The organism is Streptomyces platensis, from assembly GCF_008704855.1.
Lineage (GTDB): Bacteria > Actinomycetota > Actinomycetes > Streptomycetales > Streptomycetaceae > Streptomyces > Streptomyces platensis.
Genome location: NZ_CP023691.1, coordinates 1,002,768 through 1,017,764 on the forward strand (window position 1 = coordinate 1,002,768; position 14,997 = coordinate 1,017,764).

At 69.0% G+C, this 14,997-nt stretch carries 15 protein-coding genes; 8 read left to right on the forward strand and 7 right to left on the reverse strand.

Annotated features, from left to right (window positions below; all coding sequences use genetic code 11):
* Window positions 1–208: 208 nt before the first annotated feature.
* Together ctaD and CP981_RS04440 are read left to right on the forward strand one after the other, a co-directional pair.
* Window positions 209–1,942 (forward strand): aa3-type cytochrome oxidase subunit I, encoded by a 1,734-nt coding sequence (gene ctaD / locus CP981_RS04435; protein ID WP_085923462.1) that lies wholly within the window; start codon window positions 209–211, stop codon window positions 1,940–1,942.
* A gap of 102 nt (window positions 1,943–2,044) precedes the next feature.
* On the forward strand, window positions 2,045–2,380 hold the full coding sequence (locus tag CP981_RS04440; protein ID WP_085923463.1) for a hypothetical protein: 336 nt from the start codon (window positions 2,045–2,047) through the stop codon (window positions 2,378–2,380).
* Between the two features lie 50 nt (window positions 2,381–2,430).
* Here CP981_RS04440 and CP981_RS04445 read toward each other — a convergent pair whose 3' ends face one another.
* The gene (locus tag CP981_RS04445) at window positions 2,431–3,360 is read right to left on the reverse strand and encodes an SDR family oxidoreductase (protein WP_208853047.1); all 930 of its coding nucleotides are present in this window, start codon (window positions 3,358–3,360) and stop codon (window positions 2,431–2,433) included.
* A gap of 429 nt (window positions 3,361–3,789) precedes the next feature.
* Between CP981_RS04445 and CP981_RS39470 the strand changes: the two genes are divergently transcribed.
* The 3 genes from CP981_RS39470 (at window position 3,790) to melC2 (ending at window position 5,914) form a co-directional block, all read left to right on the forward strand.
* Window positions 3,790–4,176 (forward strand): hypothetical protein, encoded by a 387-nt coding sequence (locus CP981_RS39470; protein ID WP_425282109.1) that lies wholly within the window; start codon window positions 3,790–3,792, stop codon window positions 4,174–4,176.
* Window positions 4,177–4,590: 414 nt separating this feature from the next.
* Window positions 4,591–5,055: an apotyrosinase chaperone MelC1 gene (gene melC1, locus CP981_RS04455; protein WP_085923464.1), complete on the forward strand. Its 465-nt coding sequence runs from the start codon at window positions 4,591–4,593 to the stop codon at window positions 5,053–5,055.
* 40 nt (window positions 5,056–5,095) lie between these two features.
* Window positions 5,096–5,914: a tyrosinase MelC2 gene (gene melC2, locus CP981_RS04460; protein WP_085923465.1), complete on the forward strand. Its 819-nt coding sequence runs from the start codon at window positions 5,096–5,098 to the stop codon at window positions 5,912–5,914.
* A gap of 207 nt (window positions 5,915–6,121) precedes the next feature.
* On the opposite strand, the gene CP981_RS04465 is transcribed toward melC2, so the two are convergent.
* The 5 genes from CP981_RS04465 to CP981_RS04485 form a co-directional block, all read right to left on the reverse strand.
* Complete coding sequence (locus CP981_RS04465; protein WP_085923466.1) at window positions 6,122–6,775, reverse strand: response regulator transcription factor; 654 nt, start codon at window positions 6,773–6,775, stop codon at window positions 6,122–6,124.
* Between the two features lie 97 nt (window positions 6,776–6,872).
* Window positions 6,873–8,609, reverse strand: a complete 1,737-nt coding sequence (locus CP981_RS04470; protein WP_085923467.1) for a sensor histidine kinase — start codon at window positions 8,607–8,609, stop codon at window positions 6,873–6,875.
* Between the two features lie 223 nt (window positions 8,610–8,832).
* The gene (locus tag CP981_RS04475) at window positions 8,833–9,405 is read right to left on the reverse strand and encodes a TetR/AcrR family transcriptional regulator (protein WP_085923468.1); all 573 of its coding nucleotides are present in this window, start codon (window positions 9,403–9,405) and stop codon (window positions 8,833–8,835) included.
* Window positions 9,406–9,570: 165 nt separating this feature from the next.
* Window positions 9,571–10,968, reverse strand: coding sequence for an Asp-tRNA(Asn)/Glu-tRNA(Gln) amidotransferase GatCAB subunit A (locus CP981_RS04480; protein WP_085923469.1), 1,398 nt, complete (start codon window positions 10,966–10,968; stop codon window positions 9,571–9,573).
* Entirely contained in the window at window positions 10,955–11,161 is a 207-nt protein-coding gene (locus CP981_RS04485; protein WP_085923470.1) for a hypothetical protein, read from the reverse strand. The genes CP981_RS04480 and CP981_RS04485 overlap by 14 nt, the downstream gene beginning before the upstream one ends.
* Before the next feature lie 309 nt (window positions 11,162–11,470).
* On the opposite strand from CP981_RS04485, the gene CP981_RS04490 reads away from it, so the two are divergent.
* From CP981_RS04490 to CP981_RS04500, 3 genes are all read left to right on the forward strand, one after another.
* On the forward strand, window positions 11,471–12,382 hold the full coding sequence (locus CP981_RS04490; protein ID WP_085923471.1) for an MBL fold metallo-hydrolase: 912 nt from the start codon (window positions 11,471–11,473) through the stop codon (window positions 12,380–12,382).
* 112 nt (window positions 12,383–12,494) lie between these two features.
* Entirely contained in the window at window positions 12,495–13,367 is an 873-nt protein-coding gene (locus CP981_RS04495; RefSeq protein WP_085923472.1) for a GNAT family N-acetyltransferase, read from the forward strand.
* Window positions 13,368–13,683: 316 nt separating this feature from the next.
* Window positions 13,684–14,127: a hypothetical protein gene (locus tag CP981_RS04500; protein ID WP_085923473.1), complete on the forward strand. Its 444-nt coding sequence runs from the start codon at window positions 13,684–13,686 to the stop codon at window positions 14,125–14,127.
* Window positions 14,128–14,195: 68 nt separating this feature from the next.
* Here CP981_RS04500 and CP981_RS04505 read toward each other — a convergent pair whose 3' ends face one another.
* Window positions 14,196–14,648: a hypothetical protein gene (locus CP981_RS04505; RefSeq protein WP_085923474.1), complete on the reverse strand. Its 453-nt coding sequence runs from the start codon at window positions 14,646–14,648 to the stop codon at window positions 14,196–14,198.
* Between the last annotated feature and the right edge of the window lie 349 nt (window positions 14,649–14,997).

Consider the following 14,997-nt stretch of genomic DNA (forward strand, 5'->3'; position numbering starts at 1 on the left):
CGCGTCGCCATCGTCGTCGCCGATTGGCTGGGTGCCCGTCTCACGCTCGCGCCGACGTCGCTGCTATCGGGGCGGCCGGAAAGCGAATCCGTAACCGCGGCCTTGATGTGACTGATGGTGGGCGGCGGCGAGCCTCTTTGGGGATTTCGGAGGTATCGATACCGTCAGCCGGCGAGGGGGCGACCACGTGCGATGAGGAGTTCGGACCGTGACAGCCGTTCAGCAGACGGAATCGCTGCAACCAGTCAAGCGGCGACGGCATGCCGGACGGGTGGTGGTGGATTGGCTGACGACTACCGACCACAAGACCATCGGCACGCTTTATCTGAGCACATCGTTCGGGTTCTTCATGGTAGGCGGAATTCTGGCGCTCGCCATTCGGGCGGAGCTTGCCCGTCCGGGGGTGCAGATCCTCTCGCACGAGCAGTTCAATCAGGCGTTCACGATGCACGGCACCATCATGCTGCTGATCTTCGCGACGCCCTTGTTCGCCGGTTTCGCGAACTGGATCATGCCGTTGCAGATCGGCGCACCCGATGTGGCATTCCCGCGGCTCAACATGTTCGCCTACTGGCTCTATCTCTTCGGCTCCCTGATCGCCCTCTCCGCCTTCATCACACCGGACGGGGCCGCCGACTTTGGCTGGACCGCCTACACCCCGCTGTCGGGTCCCCTCCGTACCCCCGGCATCGGCGGCGACCTGTGGGTGATGGGCCTGGCCTTTTCCGGCTTCGGAACCATCCTGGGGTCGGTCAACTTCATCACGACGATCATCTGTATGCGGGCGCCCGGCATGACGATGTTCCGGATGCCGATCTTCACCTGGAACATCCTGCTGACGGCCGTGCTCGTACTGCTCGCCTTTCCCGTGCTGGCGGCCGCGCTGCTGGTACTGGAGGCGGACCGGAAATTCGGTGCGCATGTCTTCGATCCTGCGTACGGGGGCTCGTTGTTGTGGCAGCACCTCTTCTGGTTCTTCGGCCACCCCGAGGTGTACATCATCGCGCTGCCCTTCTTCGGCATCGTCACGGAAATCTTCCCCGTCTTCAGCCGTAAGCCCATCTTCGGCTACATCGGACTCATCGCGGCGACGATCTCCATCGCGGGGCTCTCGGCAACGGTCTGGGCGCACCATATGTTCGTGACCGGCGCGGTGCTTCTGCCGTTCTTCTCCTTCATGTCCTTCCTCATCGCGGTCCCCACGGGCGTGAAGTTCTTCAACTGGGTCGGCACGATGTGGCACGGTTCACTGTCCTTCGAAACCCCCATGCTCTGGTCGATCGGGTTCCTGGTGACCTTCCTCTTCGGCGGCCTGACCGGCGTTCTGCTGGCCTCGCCCCCGATGGATTTCCATGTCTCCGACTCGTACTTCGTCGTCGCCCATTTCCACTACACCGTCTTCGGCACCGTGGTCTTCGCGATGTTCGCCGGCTTCTACTTCTGGTGGCCCAAGTTCACCGGCAGAATGCTCGACGAGCGTCTCGGCAAAATCCACTTCTGGACCCTGTTCATCGGATTCCATCTCACCTTCCTCATCCAGCACTGGCTCGGAGTCGAAGGCATGCCCCGCCGCTACGCGGACTATTTGGCATCCGATGGCTTCACTACGCTGAACACTGTCTCCAGCATCGGCTCGTTCCTGCTGGGCCTCTCGGTGCTGCCGTTCCTCTACAACGTCTGGAGAACGGCCAAGTACGCCCCGAAGGAAGCCGTCAACGACCCGTGGGGCTTTGGACGTTCTCTGGAGTGGACCACCTCGTGCCCGCCACCGCGGCACAACTTCACGACGCTGCCTCGTATCCGCTCCGAGTCGCCCGCCTTCGACCTGCATCACCCCGACGTCGCCGCACTGGAACTCGCCAGGAAGAGAGCGCGGCGCGATGCGGTCGAACCCGAAGAGCCAGGCCGCACCGACCGCCCTTCGGGGGACCAGCCGGGCTGAGTGGGTGGAACCATGACCGACAGCCGAACGCCGAGCAGGCGATGGCCGGCCCGCCGAAGGCCGGGCAGTCGAACGCCGAGCAGCGGAATGCCGAGAAGCGGAATGCCGGACAGCCGCACCGTCCAGGCGGGTATCGCCAGAATGGAGGGATATCTGCTGTGGCAGGCGGAAATCGCCTGTGCCCGCGCGGACGCCGAAGCCGCCGTCGACGCCCTCGACTGGCCGACGGCCGCCCAACGCGAAGAGCTGGTGGACCTCTTGGCCCGCAGGCAGCTCGACGTCTCGCAGATGGCCATCACCCGTATCGCCGCCCGCGCCCACCAGCTCCGCGGGGAGTACCAGCACCGGTATAACGTCCTCAAACGCCGTGCCCTGGCAACGGTGTTGGCCCTTATGACGGTCCTGGTGCTGCTGAACGCGTTGCTGTTGGCCTCCTGAGTAGCGCATTGCCGAGGTCTGAGCCGTGACGGGCCGTGACGGGTATCCGGTTACGCCTGGTGTGCCCAACTGTCGGGCCGGGAGCCGTCGATGTCGGTGAAGCCGTATTCACGGGCGAGCTCGGCGGAGGTGAGTGAGTGCTGGTTCCAGCGGGCCCGGGCAGGGTCTGCGGCCAGCGCCGCGATGGCGCGGCCGAGGTAGCGGGGTGACTCGGAGTGCGCGAATCCGGCGGGGGCGGCGGGGTACCCCTCGACCGTGCCGTGGAGGGCGTCCCGCCAGTTGGCCTCGGTGACCCCGAAATTGTCGAGCATCATTTCCGAGCGCAGCCATCCTGGGGTGAGGGCCACTGCGGTCGCGCCGTGGGGTTCGAGTTCGTGGCCCTGGGAGTAGGCCAGGCGGTTCACGGCGGTCTTCGCCAAGTCGTAGTACACCGAGATCCGGTAGTGGTCCGCGTTGAAGGCCGTGGTGCCGTCGGTGACCTCGATGAGCAGACCGCCGGGTCGGTTGATCAACAGGGGCAGGAGATGGTGCGAGGTGACCAGGTGGGTCTCGACCGCCAGACGCAGGATGCGCAGGCCCTTGTCCAGATCGTGTTGCCAGACCGGCGTGTTCCACTCCGGTGGCGGGCCCTTGAGGATCTCACCGCCCCAGATGTCGTTCACCAGCACATCGAGGTGACCGTGTTCGTCGCGGACGCGCTCCGCCAGGCGTGCGACCTGCGCGGAATCCAGGTGATCCACCTGGACCGCGATCCCCACCCCGCCCAGGCCGTTCACCAGCCCGGCCGTCTGCTCGATGGTTTCGGTGCGGGCGTAATCCGACTGGATTGCGGCGGTGCCCGTACTGCTGCTGCGGCCCGTGCAGATCACGGTGGCGCCGGCTTCCCCCAGTGCGGCAGCGATGCCGCGGCCGGCTCCCCGCGTCGCTCCGGCGACCAGCGCGACACGGCCACGCAGGGCGTCGCGCTGAGGGGACCACATCACCGTCACCAGCTACCTCCTCGGTCACGGCCAGGGCATTCACACGGGCACGGCCGGGCCAGGATCACGGCCACCAGTCGTAGCCATAGTCACAGTCGTAGCCATAGCCATAGCCACCGTACGACAGCATCGCTCGGGGCGGTGAGTACGACCCCGACGCGGTGCTGAAGGTGTCGCCGCGGTGCGGTTCCCCGCCTAGCGGCCCCGAAGTAGGGGCCGTGGGGTTGGATGCGGCGGAGGTGGTGCACGTAGTCCGCGGCCTGCTCCGAGAGGGTGTGGGCCAGTCCGGCCCGTAGCGGTCTCGGGAGCGGCACCGCCGGTGACGTAGCCGACGAGCCGCCCGTCCCGCCTGTCCACGGCAGGAGCCTCGGCACGACGGCCCCGACGGACCCCGGCACCCACCCGGCCCTCACCCCGCCGGACAGTGCGGTGCTGCGCGCCGGCCCCCTGTCCTGGCTCTTCCCGCGCCGCAGCGCCCTCGTCGCCGCGTTCCTCGTACCGCTGCTGCTGTGCCTCATCGCCCTTGCGGTCGCGGCGAGTTCGACCGGTATGCCGCTTTCGCAGACCCTCGCCGGGCTGCTCGGTACCGGCGATCCCGGGACGGTCATGATCGTGCGGGACTTCCGGCTCAGCCGGCGCAACTGCCCTGCGAACTCGTCTGTTTCCGTCCCCACCCAGATCCTCTGCTCGTTCCACCCTTCCGGAACGGCCGCGCAGGGGTCTTCGTTTTCCCAGGTCAGCACCTGTTTCAGCGTCCGGATCTCGCTCATTGTCCCGGATTGCCCAGCCCACGAGCGCGCGCCACGCACGCTGTGAGCAGCACCACTGAGCGACGCAGCGTCACGCCAAACCCTCGGCACAGCAACGGTGTTGGCGCCGCAAACCCCCCAACCCCGCAGTCCCTTGCATTCGCGCCGAGTTCCGGCCGTGCGGGGGCTCATGGTTTCGATCGCGCGAACGGAGGATCTGCGGCGAAGGGTGGCCGAGATCGCGGAACATCCGGTTCCGCGGCGAGCCTCGCCGGGGCATGAAGACGATCGGCGCCGTTGAATCCTGCACCGCTGTCCAGGTGTTGTCTCGTTCCTTGCCTCACTCACCAGGACAACTTGATGATCCGTTCGTCCCTGCCAGCATGTGGCGGCACGGACCGATCATCGGCCCGCCGGCTCGAAGAACCTCCTCGGCGGGCCCGCCCCGGAGGAGGAGCCGAGACGAACAGAGGAGTGGAACATGTCGCGTCCCACCCGACGCCAGGTGCTGTACGGCAGCGCCGCGGCCGTGACCGGTGCGGTGCTGGCCGCACCGGCCGCCTTCGCCGACACCGCCGCCGCCCGCCCCGCCGCGGGCCACGGAGACTCAGCCGGTCACGGGCACCCGGCCGGTCACGGGCCGTCCGGCGGGCACCAGATGGCGGAGCCGTTCGACGAGGTGTACCAGGGCCGCCACATCGAGGGCTGGCCGACCGACGACGGAGGCCACGGGGGTCACCACGCCGGCCGGGCCGCCGGTCCCCACGAGGGGATGGACTTCGTCGTCCGTATCGACAACGACGACCTCCATGTGATGCGGAATGCCGACGGCACCTGGATAAGCCTGGTGAACCACTACGAGACCTTCACCACGCCACGCGCGTTGGCGCGCGCCGCCGTCCGCGAACTCCAGGGCGCCGACCTGGTCCCCGTCGTCACCGGCTGAGACCCGACCCTGCCCGTCCCCCCACCGAGGAGTCCTCGACATGGCAGTCAGGAAGAACCAGGCGGACCTCACCGCCACTGAGAAGCGGAACTTCGTCGATGCGGTGCTGGAGCTCAAGCGCAGCGGCCGCTACGACGAGTTCATCAGCACCCACAACGCCTTCATCATCGGGGACACCGACGACGGAGAGCGGACCGGCCACCGGTCACCGTCGTTCCTGCCCTGGCACCGCAGGTTCCTGCTCCAGTTCGAACAAGCCCTACAGAGCATCACGCCGTCGGTCATGCTCCCCTACTGGGACTGGACCGTCGATCGCACACCCCGTAGCTCCCTGTGGGCCGACGACTTCCTCGGCGGTGACGGGCGGAGCGGCGACGGCCGGGTGACCTCGGGGCCGTTCGCCTTCACCAGCGGTAAGTGGCCGATGAACATCCGGGTGGACGGCCGGACGTTCCTGCGCCGCTCGCTCGGCACCGGGGTCCGCGAACTGCCGACCCGGGCCGAGGTCGACCGGGTGCTCGCCATGACGGTCTATGACGCCGCCCCCTGGAACAGCTCGTCCGACAGCTTCCGCAACAACATCGAGGGCTGGCGCGGCCCGAATCTGCACAACCGGGTGCACGTCTGGGTAGGCGGGCAGATGACCACCGGCGCCTCGCCCAACGACCCCGTCTTCTGGCTGCACCACTGCTTCATCGACAAGCTCTGGGCCGACTGGCAGCGGATGCACCCCAAGTCGGGGTATCTGCCGACGGGCAACACACCCGACGTCGTCGACCTCCACGACACCATGAAGCCATGGAACGACGTCACTCCGGCGGACCTGCTGGACCACACGAAGTTTTATACGTATGGATGACAGGTACCTGACATCTGCCATGGCTTCCTGAGCACCTCAGCCGATGCGCACGCCCCGACAACGGGAGCGTGCGCATCGGCGCGCTTTGTGCGTGCAGCGGCTACGGCTACGCCCACCAGTGCCTCGACCGCACTGAGGCGGTGGCTGGCGGGGACGCAAGGGCAGCCCGCTCGTGAGGAACCCGACGGCGGGGTCCGGGAGGCTTGCTCAGGTGCCCAGGCCGGCGTCTCGTGCCAGGAGTGCGGCCTGTACCCGGTTTTCACAGCCCAGCTTGGCGAGGATGCGGCTCACATACGTCTTGACTGTGGCCTCGCTCATATGGATCCGCTGGCCGGCGTCCGCATTGGACAGGCCCTCGCCCAGCAGCGCCAGGACCTCCAGCTCGCGGTCCGACAGGGTCTCCAGCCGACGGCGGGCCTGCGCGGCGCGGCGCACGCTCTGGCCGGACGCCAGCGAGTCCACGACATGGCGGGTGGCTCCCGGGGACAGATACGCGTCCCCGGCCGCGGCGGCCCGTACCGCGCGCATCAGCTCCGCGGGCGCCGAGTCCTTGAGCAGAAAGCCCGCGCTGCCCTCCGCCAGCGCGCGCAGCACGTTCTGCTGCTCCCCGAAGGTGGTGAGGATCAGCACCCGCGCATCGGGGGCGGCGCGGCGGAGTTCGGTGAGGGCCGTCAGCCCGTCCATGACCGGCATCTGGATGTCGAGCAGCACGACGTCCACCCGCTGGGCGCGGGCCAGTTCGATCGCCTCGCGGCCGTTCGCCGCCTCCGCGACGACGTCGATGTCGTCGGCCGAGGTGAGAATCATCCTGATACCCGCCCGAATGAGCGGCTCGTCATCCGTGACGAGAACCTTGATCACGAGTCTCCTGCGCCCTCTTGAACGGTCATCACTGCGGCCGCTCACCATCATCCCCGATCACGCCGCCCGCCCGGACCTCACGGCGAGCGTTCCGCCCTTACGTCTTGACCTCGAAGGACTTCTTCTCGATCAACTTGCCGTCCTTGAAGCAGAACCGGAAAACCGGCTCCTTTTCCCAGCTGCTGCCGACCTCCGAGGAATTCAGGCTGAGGCACTTCGCGCCCTCGGGCACCGGCGGCGCACCCTTGTCCAGGCCTTCGGTCAGGACGGAGGAGCCCTCGGGCAACTGCTTGCGCACCGTGGTCTCGGACTGGCCCACCTTCACCGCCTGGTACTCCTTCGGCTCGATCATGGCCTTGTCCATCTCCGTCATGAGGAAGGCCCCACCGATGAGGAGGCCGGCCACCAGCAACAGGGCGAGCAGTGCCGCCAGTCCGCAACCGATGGCTATACCGCTGCTTCTCTTCTGTGTGCTCATGGCCTTGGCCAGCTCCTTCGGCGATCCGTTCCAGTCAATGACCGGATCAGCTTCGCCGGGCGGACCCGCCGCGATCTGCTGCCGAAAGTCGCCTGTGGGGTCAACGAACGTCGCCGTCCCGTCGCCGGGCGAGGAGCTGGTGGCACCGCGCTCCGGCGCGGTGTACGGCAGCACACCCGCCAGCCGGAAGCCGCCGTCCGCCGTGGAACCCACATGCACCATGCCGCCGACGAGCCGGGCCCGCTCCCGGAGCCCGGTCAGCCCCTGGCCGCCGCTCACCACACTCCGGCCGTCATCCGCGGTCTCGGGCACGGGGCCGTTCGCGACCTCCACGATCAACGAGTCCGGCTCATAGCGCAGTTCAATGGTGATCGGAGCGCTCGGGGCGTGCTTATGGGCGTTGGTCAGGCCCTCCTGAGCTATTCGGTACGCCGCGTGATCTGCGGTCGGGGCGAGCGGGCGCACCTCGCCCGAGCGCCGCAGCTCCACGGCCGTACCGGCGCTTCGGGACACCTCCACCAAGCGCTCGATGCCTGCCACCCCGCGCGACGGCGCCTTGGCGTCTTCCTCCCCCATCGCCTCAAGGGCAGGGGTGGGCATGCCCTCTGCGACAACGGAGGGAAGGGCCCCGTCACCAGGTGCATGGGTGCCGTCCCGCAGCAGCCCCACCACCTCGCGCAGTTCGTGCATCGCGCCGACCGACGCCTCCCGCAGCACTCCCACGGCTTCCCGCTGTCGTCCGGTCAGCTCGCGGTCGACCTCCAAGGCACCGGTGTGTACCGAGATGAGGGCGAGCTGATGGCCGAGGCTGTCGTGCATGTCCTGCGCGATGCGCTGGCGTTCGCGCATCCGGGCCTGTCCGGCGATCATCGCGCGCTCGCGCAGCAGTTGGGCGTTGTACTCGCGCAGAGTGTCCAGCAGCGTGCGGCGCTGCGACCAGTAGCGGCCGGCGAGGCCGGGCACGATGGTTCCGACCAGGGTCGCCATGGCGCCTATGACCAGGACCGCCGGCGAGAGGCGGGGCAACTCCCGCGAGAGGGCCAGGCCGAAGTCGAGGACGTACGCGAGGGCGAAGATGCCGGTCGCCCTGCCCACCCCGTCGATCCGGCGCCCGGCGGACCAGCTGGCGACCGGGACCAGCAGCGCGAACCCGCTGAAGGGGAACGAGGCCGCGATGGCCACCAGCAGGACGGTTGCGGGCAGCACCCGGCGCAGCGGCGACACCAGTCCGGCAGCCAGCGCGACGGCAACGATCTGTACCGCGCCCTCGTCGCCCACGGCTCCGGTTCCCGCCACCAGCGTCGCCAGCACGACACTCAGCAGCGATTCCAGCACAATGCGCTTCGGCGGCCACATCCCGGGACCGAAGAGAGTCCTGCCCGGTTCGGCCAGCCGCCGCAGCCCCGCACGCACCCTTGTCGTGGGCACCTGCCGAACGCGCTGTGCACGCTCCATACCTTCCACACCTGTCACGCAGCCACGCTAAGCAACTCCTCGCGTCGCCGGCACCCATCTTTCGTCGCGAGGTGCAGCAACCAAAGTCCCACGACGGTGGCGACGAGGCCGGCCGCTCGCTCCGTCAGTCGGGCGGGACGGGTGCGGCAAGGGCGGCTTGGACGAGTTGATCCGCGTAGGAGGCGGTGAGCCGGCCCGGCTGGAACAGGATGCGGTACATCATCGGGGCCACGACATGGTCCATGACCGCTTCGACATCGGGAGCTGCTTCGCCGCGTCCCGTCGCGCGACCGAGGATGACCTCGATCTGGTCGGCCGCGTAGGCCGAGCACTGGCCGGCATTGCTGCCGTCCGGGTCGCCGAGGAGCGCGTCGCGTATATAGGCGCGGCCCGACGGAGAGGCCATCTCGTCGAGGAACTGCCTGGCCCAGGCCTCCAGATCGGTGTGGAGGCTGCCGTGATCAGCGGGCGGCTCCTCGGGACGCAGGCGTTCGACCGCCACGTCGGACAGCAGCTCGTGGAGGTCGCCCCAGCGGCGGTAGATCGTCGACGGGGTGACACCCGCGCGGGCCGCGACGGCCGGCACGGTCAGCGAGGCACGGCCCGCTTCGGCTTCGAGTTCCCGCACCGCGGCGTGCACTGCCTCCTGGACGCGGGCGCTGCGCCCCCCGGGGCGAGCCATGGCCTTGGGACTCATGCGACCACCTTAAAGCAAAATCGTTGCATCTGGAGTGGGTCCTTCCTCTCTGACGTCCGTCGCTCAAGCAGCCCTCGTCTCTCACGGGGAGCCGGCTGCCACCGGCGAGGGCAACCGGCACCTACGGCTGAACCGGCTGCCGCACACCTGCCTGAGCTGCGTTCTTCAGGCCGCCACCGGCGCCAGTCCACCGTGCCCGTCCTGGACCGCTTCGTAAGCCCGGCCGGCACGCAGCACGAGGGCCTCCCCCATGGGCGGCCCCATCAGCTGCATCCCGATGGGCAGGCCCGCGTGATCGCGGCCGACCGGCAGGGTCAGCGCCGGGATCCCGGTGATGTTCGCGGGGGCGGACAGGCGGACGTAGGCGTCGGAGACACTCTCCGTCGTACCGTCCGGCCACTCCACGGTGTCCTGGCCCACCTCGGCGGCCGTCATCGGCACCGTGGGCGCAGCGATCACATCGACCTGTTCGAGCACTCGCCCCCACGCCTGGCGCATGAGCGTACGGGCCCGCTGGGCCCGCAGGTAGTCACCGGCCGAAAGGAGTTCGCCGGCCTCCAGCAGCACCCGGACATCCGGCGCGTACAGCTCGGGGACCGACCGCAGTGCCCGTTCGTGGTAGGCGGTCGCCTCCGGGACCATCAGGCCCCATTGGGTCGCCTGGACGTAGCGGGCCATCGGAATCTCGACCTCGACGAGCTCGGCCCCGAGGTCCGACAGCTGGGCAAGGGCGCCTCGTACGGCGGTCTCGACCGCGGGGCTGACCCGGTCGAAGTAGTAGTTGACCGGCACTCCGATCCGCAGGCCCGTCAAGCTCCCCTCCCCAGGGGGCGGGCAGCCGGGCCGGGCCGCACCAGGGCCGACCGGGTCCTTGGAACCGTGGCCCGTCAGCGCGGAGAGCACGAGCGCCGCGTCCCGCACCGTACGGGTGAGGGGGCCGACATGGTCCAGGGACCAGGACAGTGACGTCACTCCGTGCCGGGAGAGGAGGTCATAGGTCGGCTTCAGCCCGACGACTCCGTTCAGCGCCGCGGGCACGCGGATGGAACCTCCGGTGTCCGTACCCAGGGCGAAGGTGGCTGCCCCGGCGGCCACGGCAACCGCGGAACCACCGCTCGATCCGCCCGCGATGCGGCCCTGGTCCCAGGCATTGCGGGTCTGGGGCGTCGTCAGCCCGTAAGCGAATTCATGGGTGTGCGTCTTTCCCAGGAGGACCGCGCCGGCGTCGAACAGGCGCCGGGCCACCGCGCTGTCGGCCGGTGCGACATGCCCCGCCCGCACCCGGGAGCTGGCCGTGGTCGGCAGACCGGCGACATCGATGAGGTCCTTCAGCCCGAACGGGATGCCGTGCAGCGGGCCCCGATACCGGCCGGCCGCGATCTCGCGCTCCGCCAGCGCGGCGGACTCTCGCGCCGCTTCACTCGCCACGGCGACGTACGCCCCGAGCCGCTCTTCGACGGCGTCGAGTCGTTCGAGCACGGAACCGGTCAGCTCCACCGGGGACAGCTCCCCTTGCGCCACGGCGTCGGCCGCCTCGGCGAGGGTCAATTCAAAGAGAGCCATCCGTGGCCTCCGCTTCGACGGTGTGGGTGGCGGGCGGCGTCTCCCCGAAGTCCAGTTCGCGCAAGGTGCGCACCACGGCGTGGATGTGGTTCGCGGTGGCGGCCACCTCGGCGTGGCGCTCGCTCTCCAGCGGAAGCCCGGCGCGAAGCGCCCATCGGGCGGCCTCCGTGGCGGTGAGTTCGACGTCGCTCATGGATTCCCTTCCTGTGCGTGCAGGGGGCGTTGCGGAGCCGTCGTCCAGCGACCATCCCAGCCGTCCCCGGCAAAAGCAAAAGATTTGCCTTAGTCGACGGTAGGGGCTAACGTCATCTAAAGCAAATAAATAGCGTTTGTGGCTGATGGGCCGTCACGATCGGTGTCAGCTCCCGCATCTCTCCGACAGCAGGAGCCCGCCGCCCGCGCCGAACCCCTCCGCCACCTGTCCGACCGGGCGCCCGCCGGGCCTCACCGCCTCACCCCGCCCCTCTCCGAAACACGAGCGAAGGAACGGAAAAGAACGCCGATGCACCACCACTCGACCCCCTCCGCCAGCAGCACGCCCGCGACCTGGGATCTGGGCGACCTCACCGTCCACCGCATCGACGAGGTGGCCCTGCCCCCGCAGACCGGCCCCTGGCTGCTCCCGGCGGCCACCCCTGACGTGGTGGCCCAAGCGCCCTGGCTACGGCCCGACTTCGCCGATGAGGCCGGCATCCTGCGGCTGAGCAGCCACAGCTTCGCGTTCTCCGTGGACGGCCTGCGCGTCCTCGTCGATACGGGTATCGGCAACGGCAAACCGCGCGCCAACCCCGCCTGGAACAACCTCGACAGTGACTACCTCGCGCACCTCGACGCCGCCGGCTTCCCGCCCCAGAGCATCGACCTCGTGATCCTCACGCACCTCCACACCGACCATGTCGGATGGAACACGTCTGCCGACGGCGCCACTTGGAAGCCCACCTTCCCCCACGCCCGTTACCTGACGGCCCGCACGGAGTGGAACCACTGGGCGGCGGTCGACATGGACGAAGCACGGAAACAGATGTTCCGGGACTCCGTCCACCCCATCAAGGACGCCGGCCTTCTCGACCTCATCGACATCCCGGCAGAGGGCACGGACATCGCGCCGAGCATCCGTCTGGTCCCCACCCCCGGCCACACCCCCGGCCACCTCGCCGTCGAACTGCGCGGCCGCACCTCCACCGCCCTGATCACCGGCGACTGCCTCCACCACCCCGTCCAACTGCTCGACCCCACCATGGGAAGCTGCGTGGACACCGACCCCGACCAGGCCACCGCCACCCGCCGTCACCTGCTCGCCGCCCTCGCCGACACCGACACCCTGCTACTCGGCACCCACTTCCCCGCCCCCACCGGCGGCCTGGTGCGCTCACACGGCGACTCCTACCGGCTCCTCCCGTTGACCAGGGAGTGAGCGAGGCCGGGGGCACCGTCCGCACGCGGTGGTCGGCATGTTTCAGGCATCACGATGGCTGGTCTCCGGGCCTTTCCTTCCTCGCAGCCGAGTCCATCCGGGATCATGAAGCATGCGCCCGGATGACTGGCACCTCACCGAAGACGTCCATGACTTCCACGCCCGAGCCGGAGAATTCCTGCGCTCGCGCCCCGCCCTGCACACCACACCGCTGACAACGATCGAGAAACTGCGGACACACGGAGTGAACGCATTCGGCGGCCCGGCCCCCGTCTTGGGCCGACTGGAGCGAGCGGGCAAGGTCCACGCCACCTTCTCTCTCATCCGCGGCCTGGGCCTCACCCACCTCACCCCCGAGCAGGCCGACACCCTCGCCGCCCACCTGGCTGCCCTCGGGTACTCCCTCCCCTTCGTCAGCGCGGACCACGACACCGCCACTGCGTTCGCCGAGGCGTGGCAGCGGCGCACAGGCGCAACGCCCACCCTGCGCGACCGGATCCGCCTGTACCGCCTCGGCACCCTCACCCCACCAACGCCGGCCCCCGAGGGCCGGGCCCGCCCCGTACGCGAACAGGACCATGAGCAACTCATGCTCTTTCTCCGCGAGTTCACCACGGACGTCAGAGAAGCCGTCACCATCGACACCGCTTCCTGGGCCGGCACACGCTTCGCCGACAAGCACTTCACCTTCTGGGAGACCCCGGACGGCACTCCGGTCTCCATGGCAGGTGCGACGTCGATGGTCGGCGGCATGGTCCGGGTGGACCCCGTCTACACCCCGGCTCACCTCCGGGGCCGCGGCTACGCGGGGGCCGTGACGGCCGAGGTGAGCCAGGCCGCACTGACCGCAGGCGCCACCGACGTCGTGCTGTACGCCGACCCGGCCAACCCCACCAGCAACGCCCTCTACCAGCGCCTCGGGTATCGCCCGATCGCCGAGTGGGCTGTGTACGACTTCGCGTCGGCCGAAGCAGAAGCCGGCTAAGACCCTGGGGCCGGTCGGCCGGCGCCGGTCCAGGAAGCCGCGGACATCGGCGCGCGCTCTCCCCAGGGTCTGTCGTCGATCTCCCGGCGTCCGCCCTGTGGGCGGTCCCCGCGGCGGATGCCGGACCGCCGACCGGGCCGGCTGGGCGCGCGACCGAGGCAGACAGTGGCGGGGATCCATTACGGGGCAACCCCGGCGAGCCCCTGACCGCGGCGGGCGCGTGCTTCGTCCGGGTGGACGAGGATCTGGCGGCGGGTGGGCCGGATCCTGGACACGGCCGTCGAGAGGGGCGGTACACGGCAGCGGAAGGGACATCATGAACACCCGCAGGTCACACCCCGCCGGGGTTTCCGAGGACAGGCTGAGCCGGCCAGGCATACAGCAGGCGTTCCGCAGTGCCAAGGTGCTCGTCGGCTGCTATGTCGGCCTCAGTGCGCTGACGCTCCTCGCCATCATCCTGCTGCGCGACCACCCTGACCTCGTGACCGATGCCGTCTGGGTCCGCGCGAGCATCGTCGTGGCCACTTCCCTGCTCATGGCCTCTTTCGCCGCTCGGGCGGCCCGCGGCCATCGTCGCTCCTGCCTCCGGCTGCGATGGGCCTCCGGCATCATGCTCGTGGCCATCGCGGTCATCATCGTGGTGCCGGGCGCTTTTCCGCTGTGGCTGAAGGTGGAGCAGGGCGTGTGCGGTCTTCTGCTGGCCGGGGTCGTCGTGAACGTGAACGGCAAGGAATTGCGCGCTGCGTTCGCCGATAAGTAGGGCTGGCTGACGGATCTGCGCGGACGAGGCCGACTCGCGCAGATCCGTCGGTGGGAGAACCGTCGAGGTCAGTCGAGATCGTCCGAGTAGTCGGTTGTGGCGCAGCCGTCGATTTCGCCGTCGTCCGCCGAACTTCCGGAGGGGGCCTTGAAGTCCGGGGTGCAGTTGAGGAACAGCAGCCCGGACTTGAGGAGTTGGCGGCGCTGGTCGTCGCTGCTCGGGTCGACGGCGAAGTCGTCGCCGATCATGAGGTCGTCCTGTTCGTCCTTGTCCCCCCTGACGGCGGTCTGGAACGCCTCCATGTCCTCGATGGTGAGGAAGTCGACGTCACCGCCGCCGTCCGCCGGGTCCTCGCACTCGCCGCCGCCGTTGATGCCCGTCATCCCCATGGCTTCCACCCGCTGCACCTCGGGAGGCGAGGCGATGTCGATGCTCTCGCAGTGGAGCGACGACCGGAGGAAGTCCCCGGCTTCCTGGGGCGAGCCCGCGGAGGGCAGGCCGCAGGCGGAGACCGACGCCAAGGCGCAGACGGTTCCGACAGTGGCAAGTATTCGGTGGAAACGCATGACGTCCCTTTGCAGTTGTGGCTTTGGGCCGAGCACGCGCCTACCGGCTACGGCGGGCAGCGCCTCGGCTGCGAAGGAGAAGAGAGCCCGCGGCTCTCTCCCCCGCTCCCCCGCCGTGATCAGTTGACCGGGACATGGTATGCGGAGGCCCAGGTCAAGGACGCACCGTCACTCGCCCCGTCGGTTGCCGAGGGGGAGGGTGGGCCGTCGGCGGTAGCCGTCGAGCGGTGCGGCGGACTCCCCCGAGTTGAGCGGAGTCGGCGGCCGATGCCCGACGTCCGATAGCCGATGGCCGTTTTTCTGC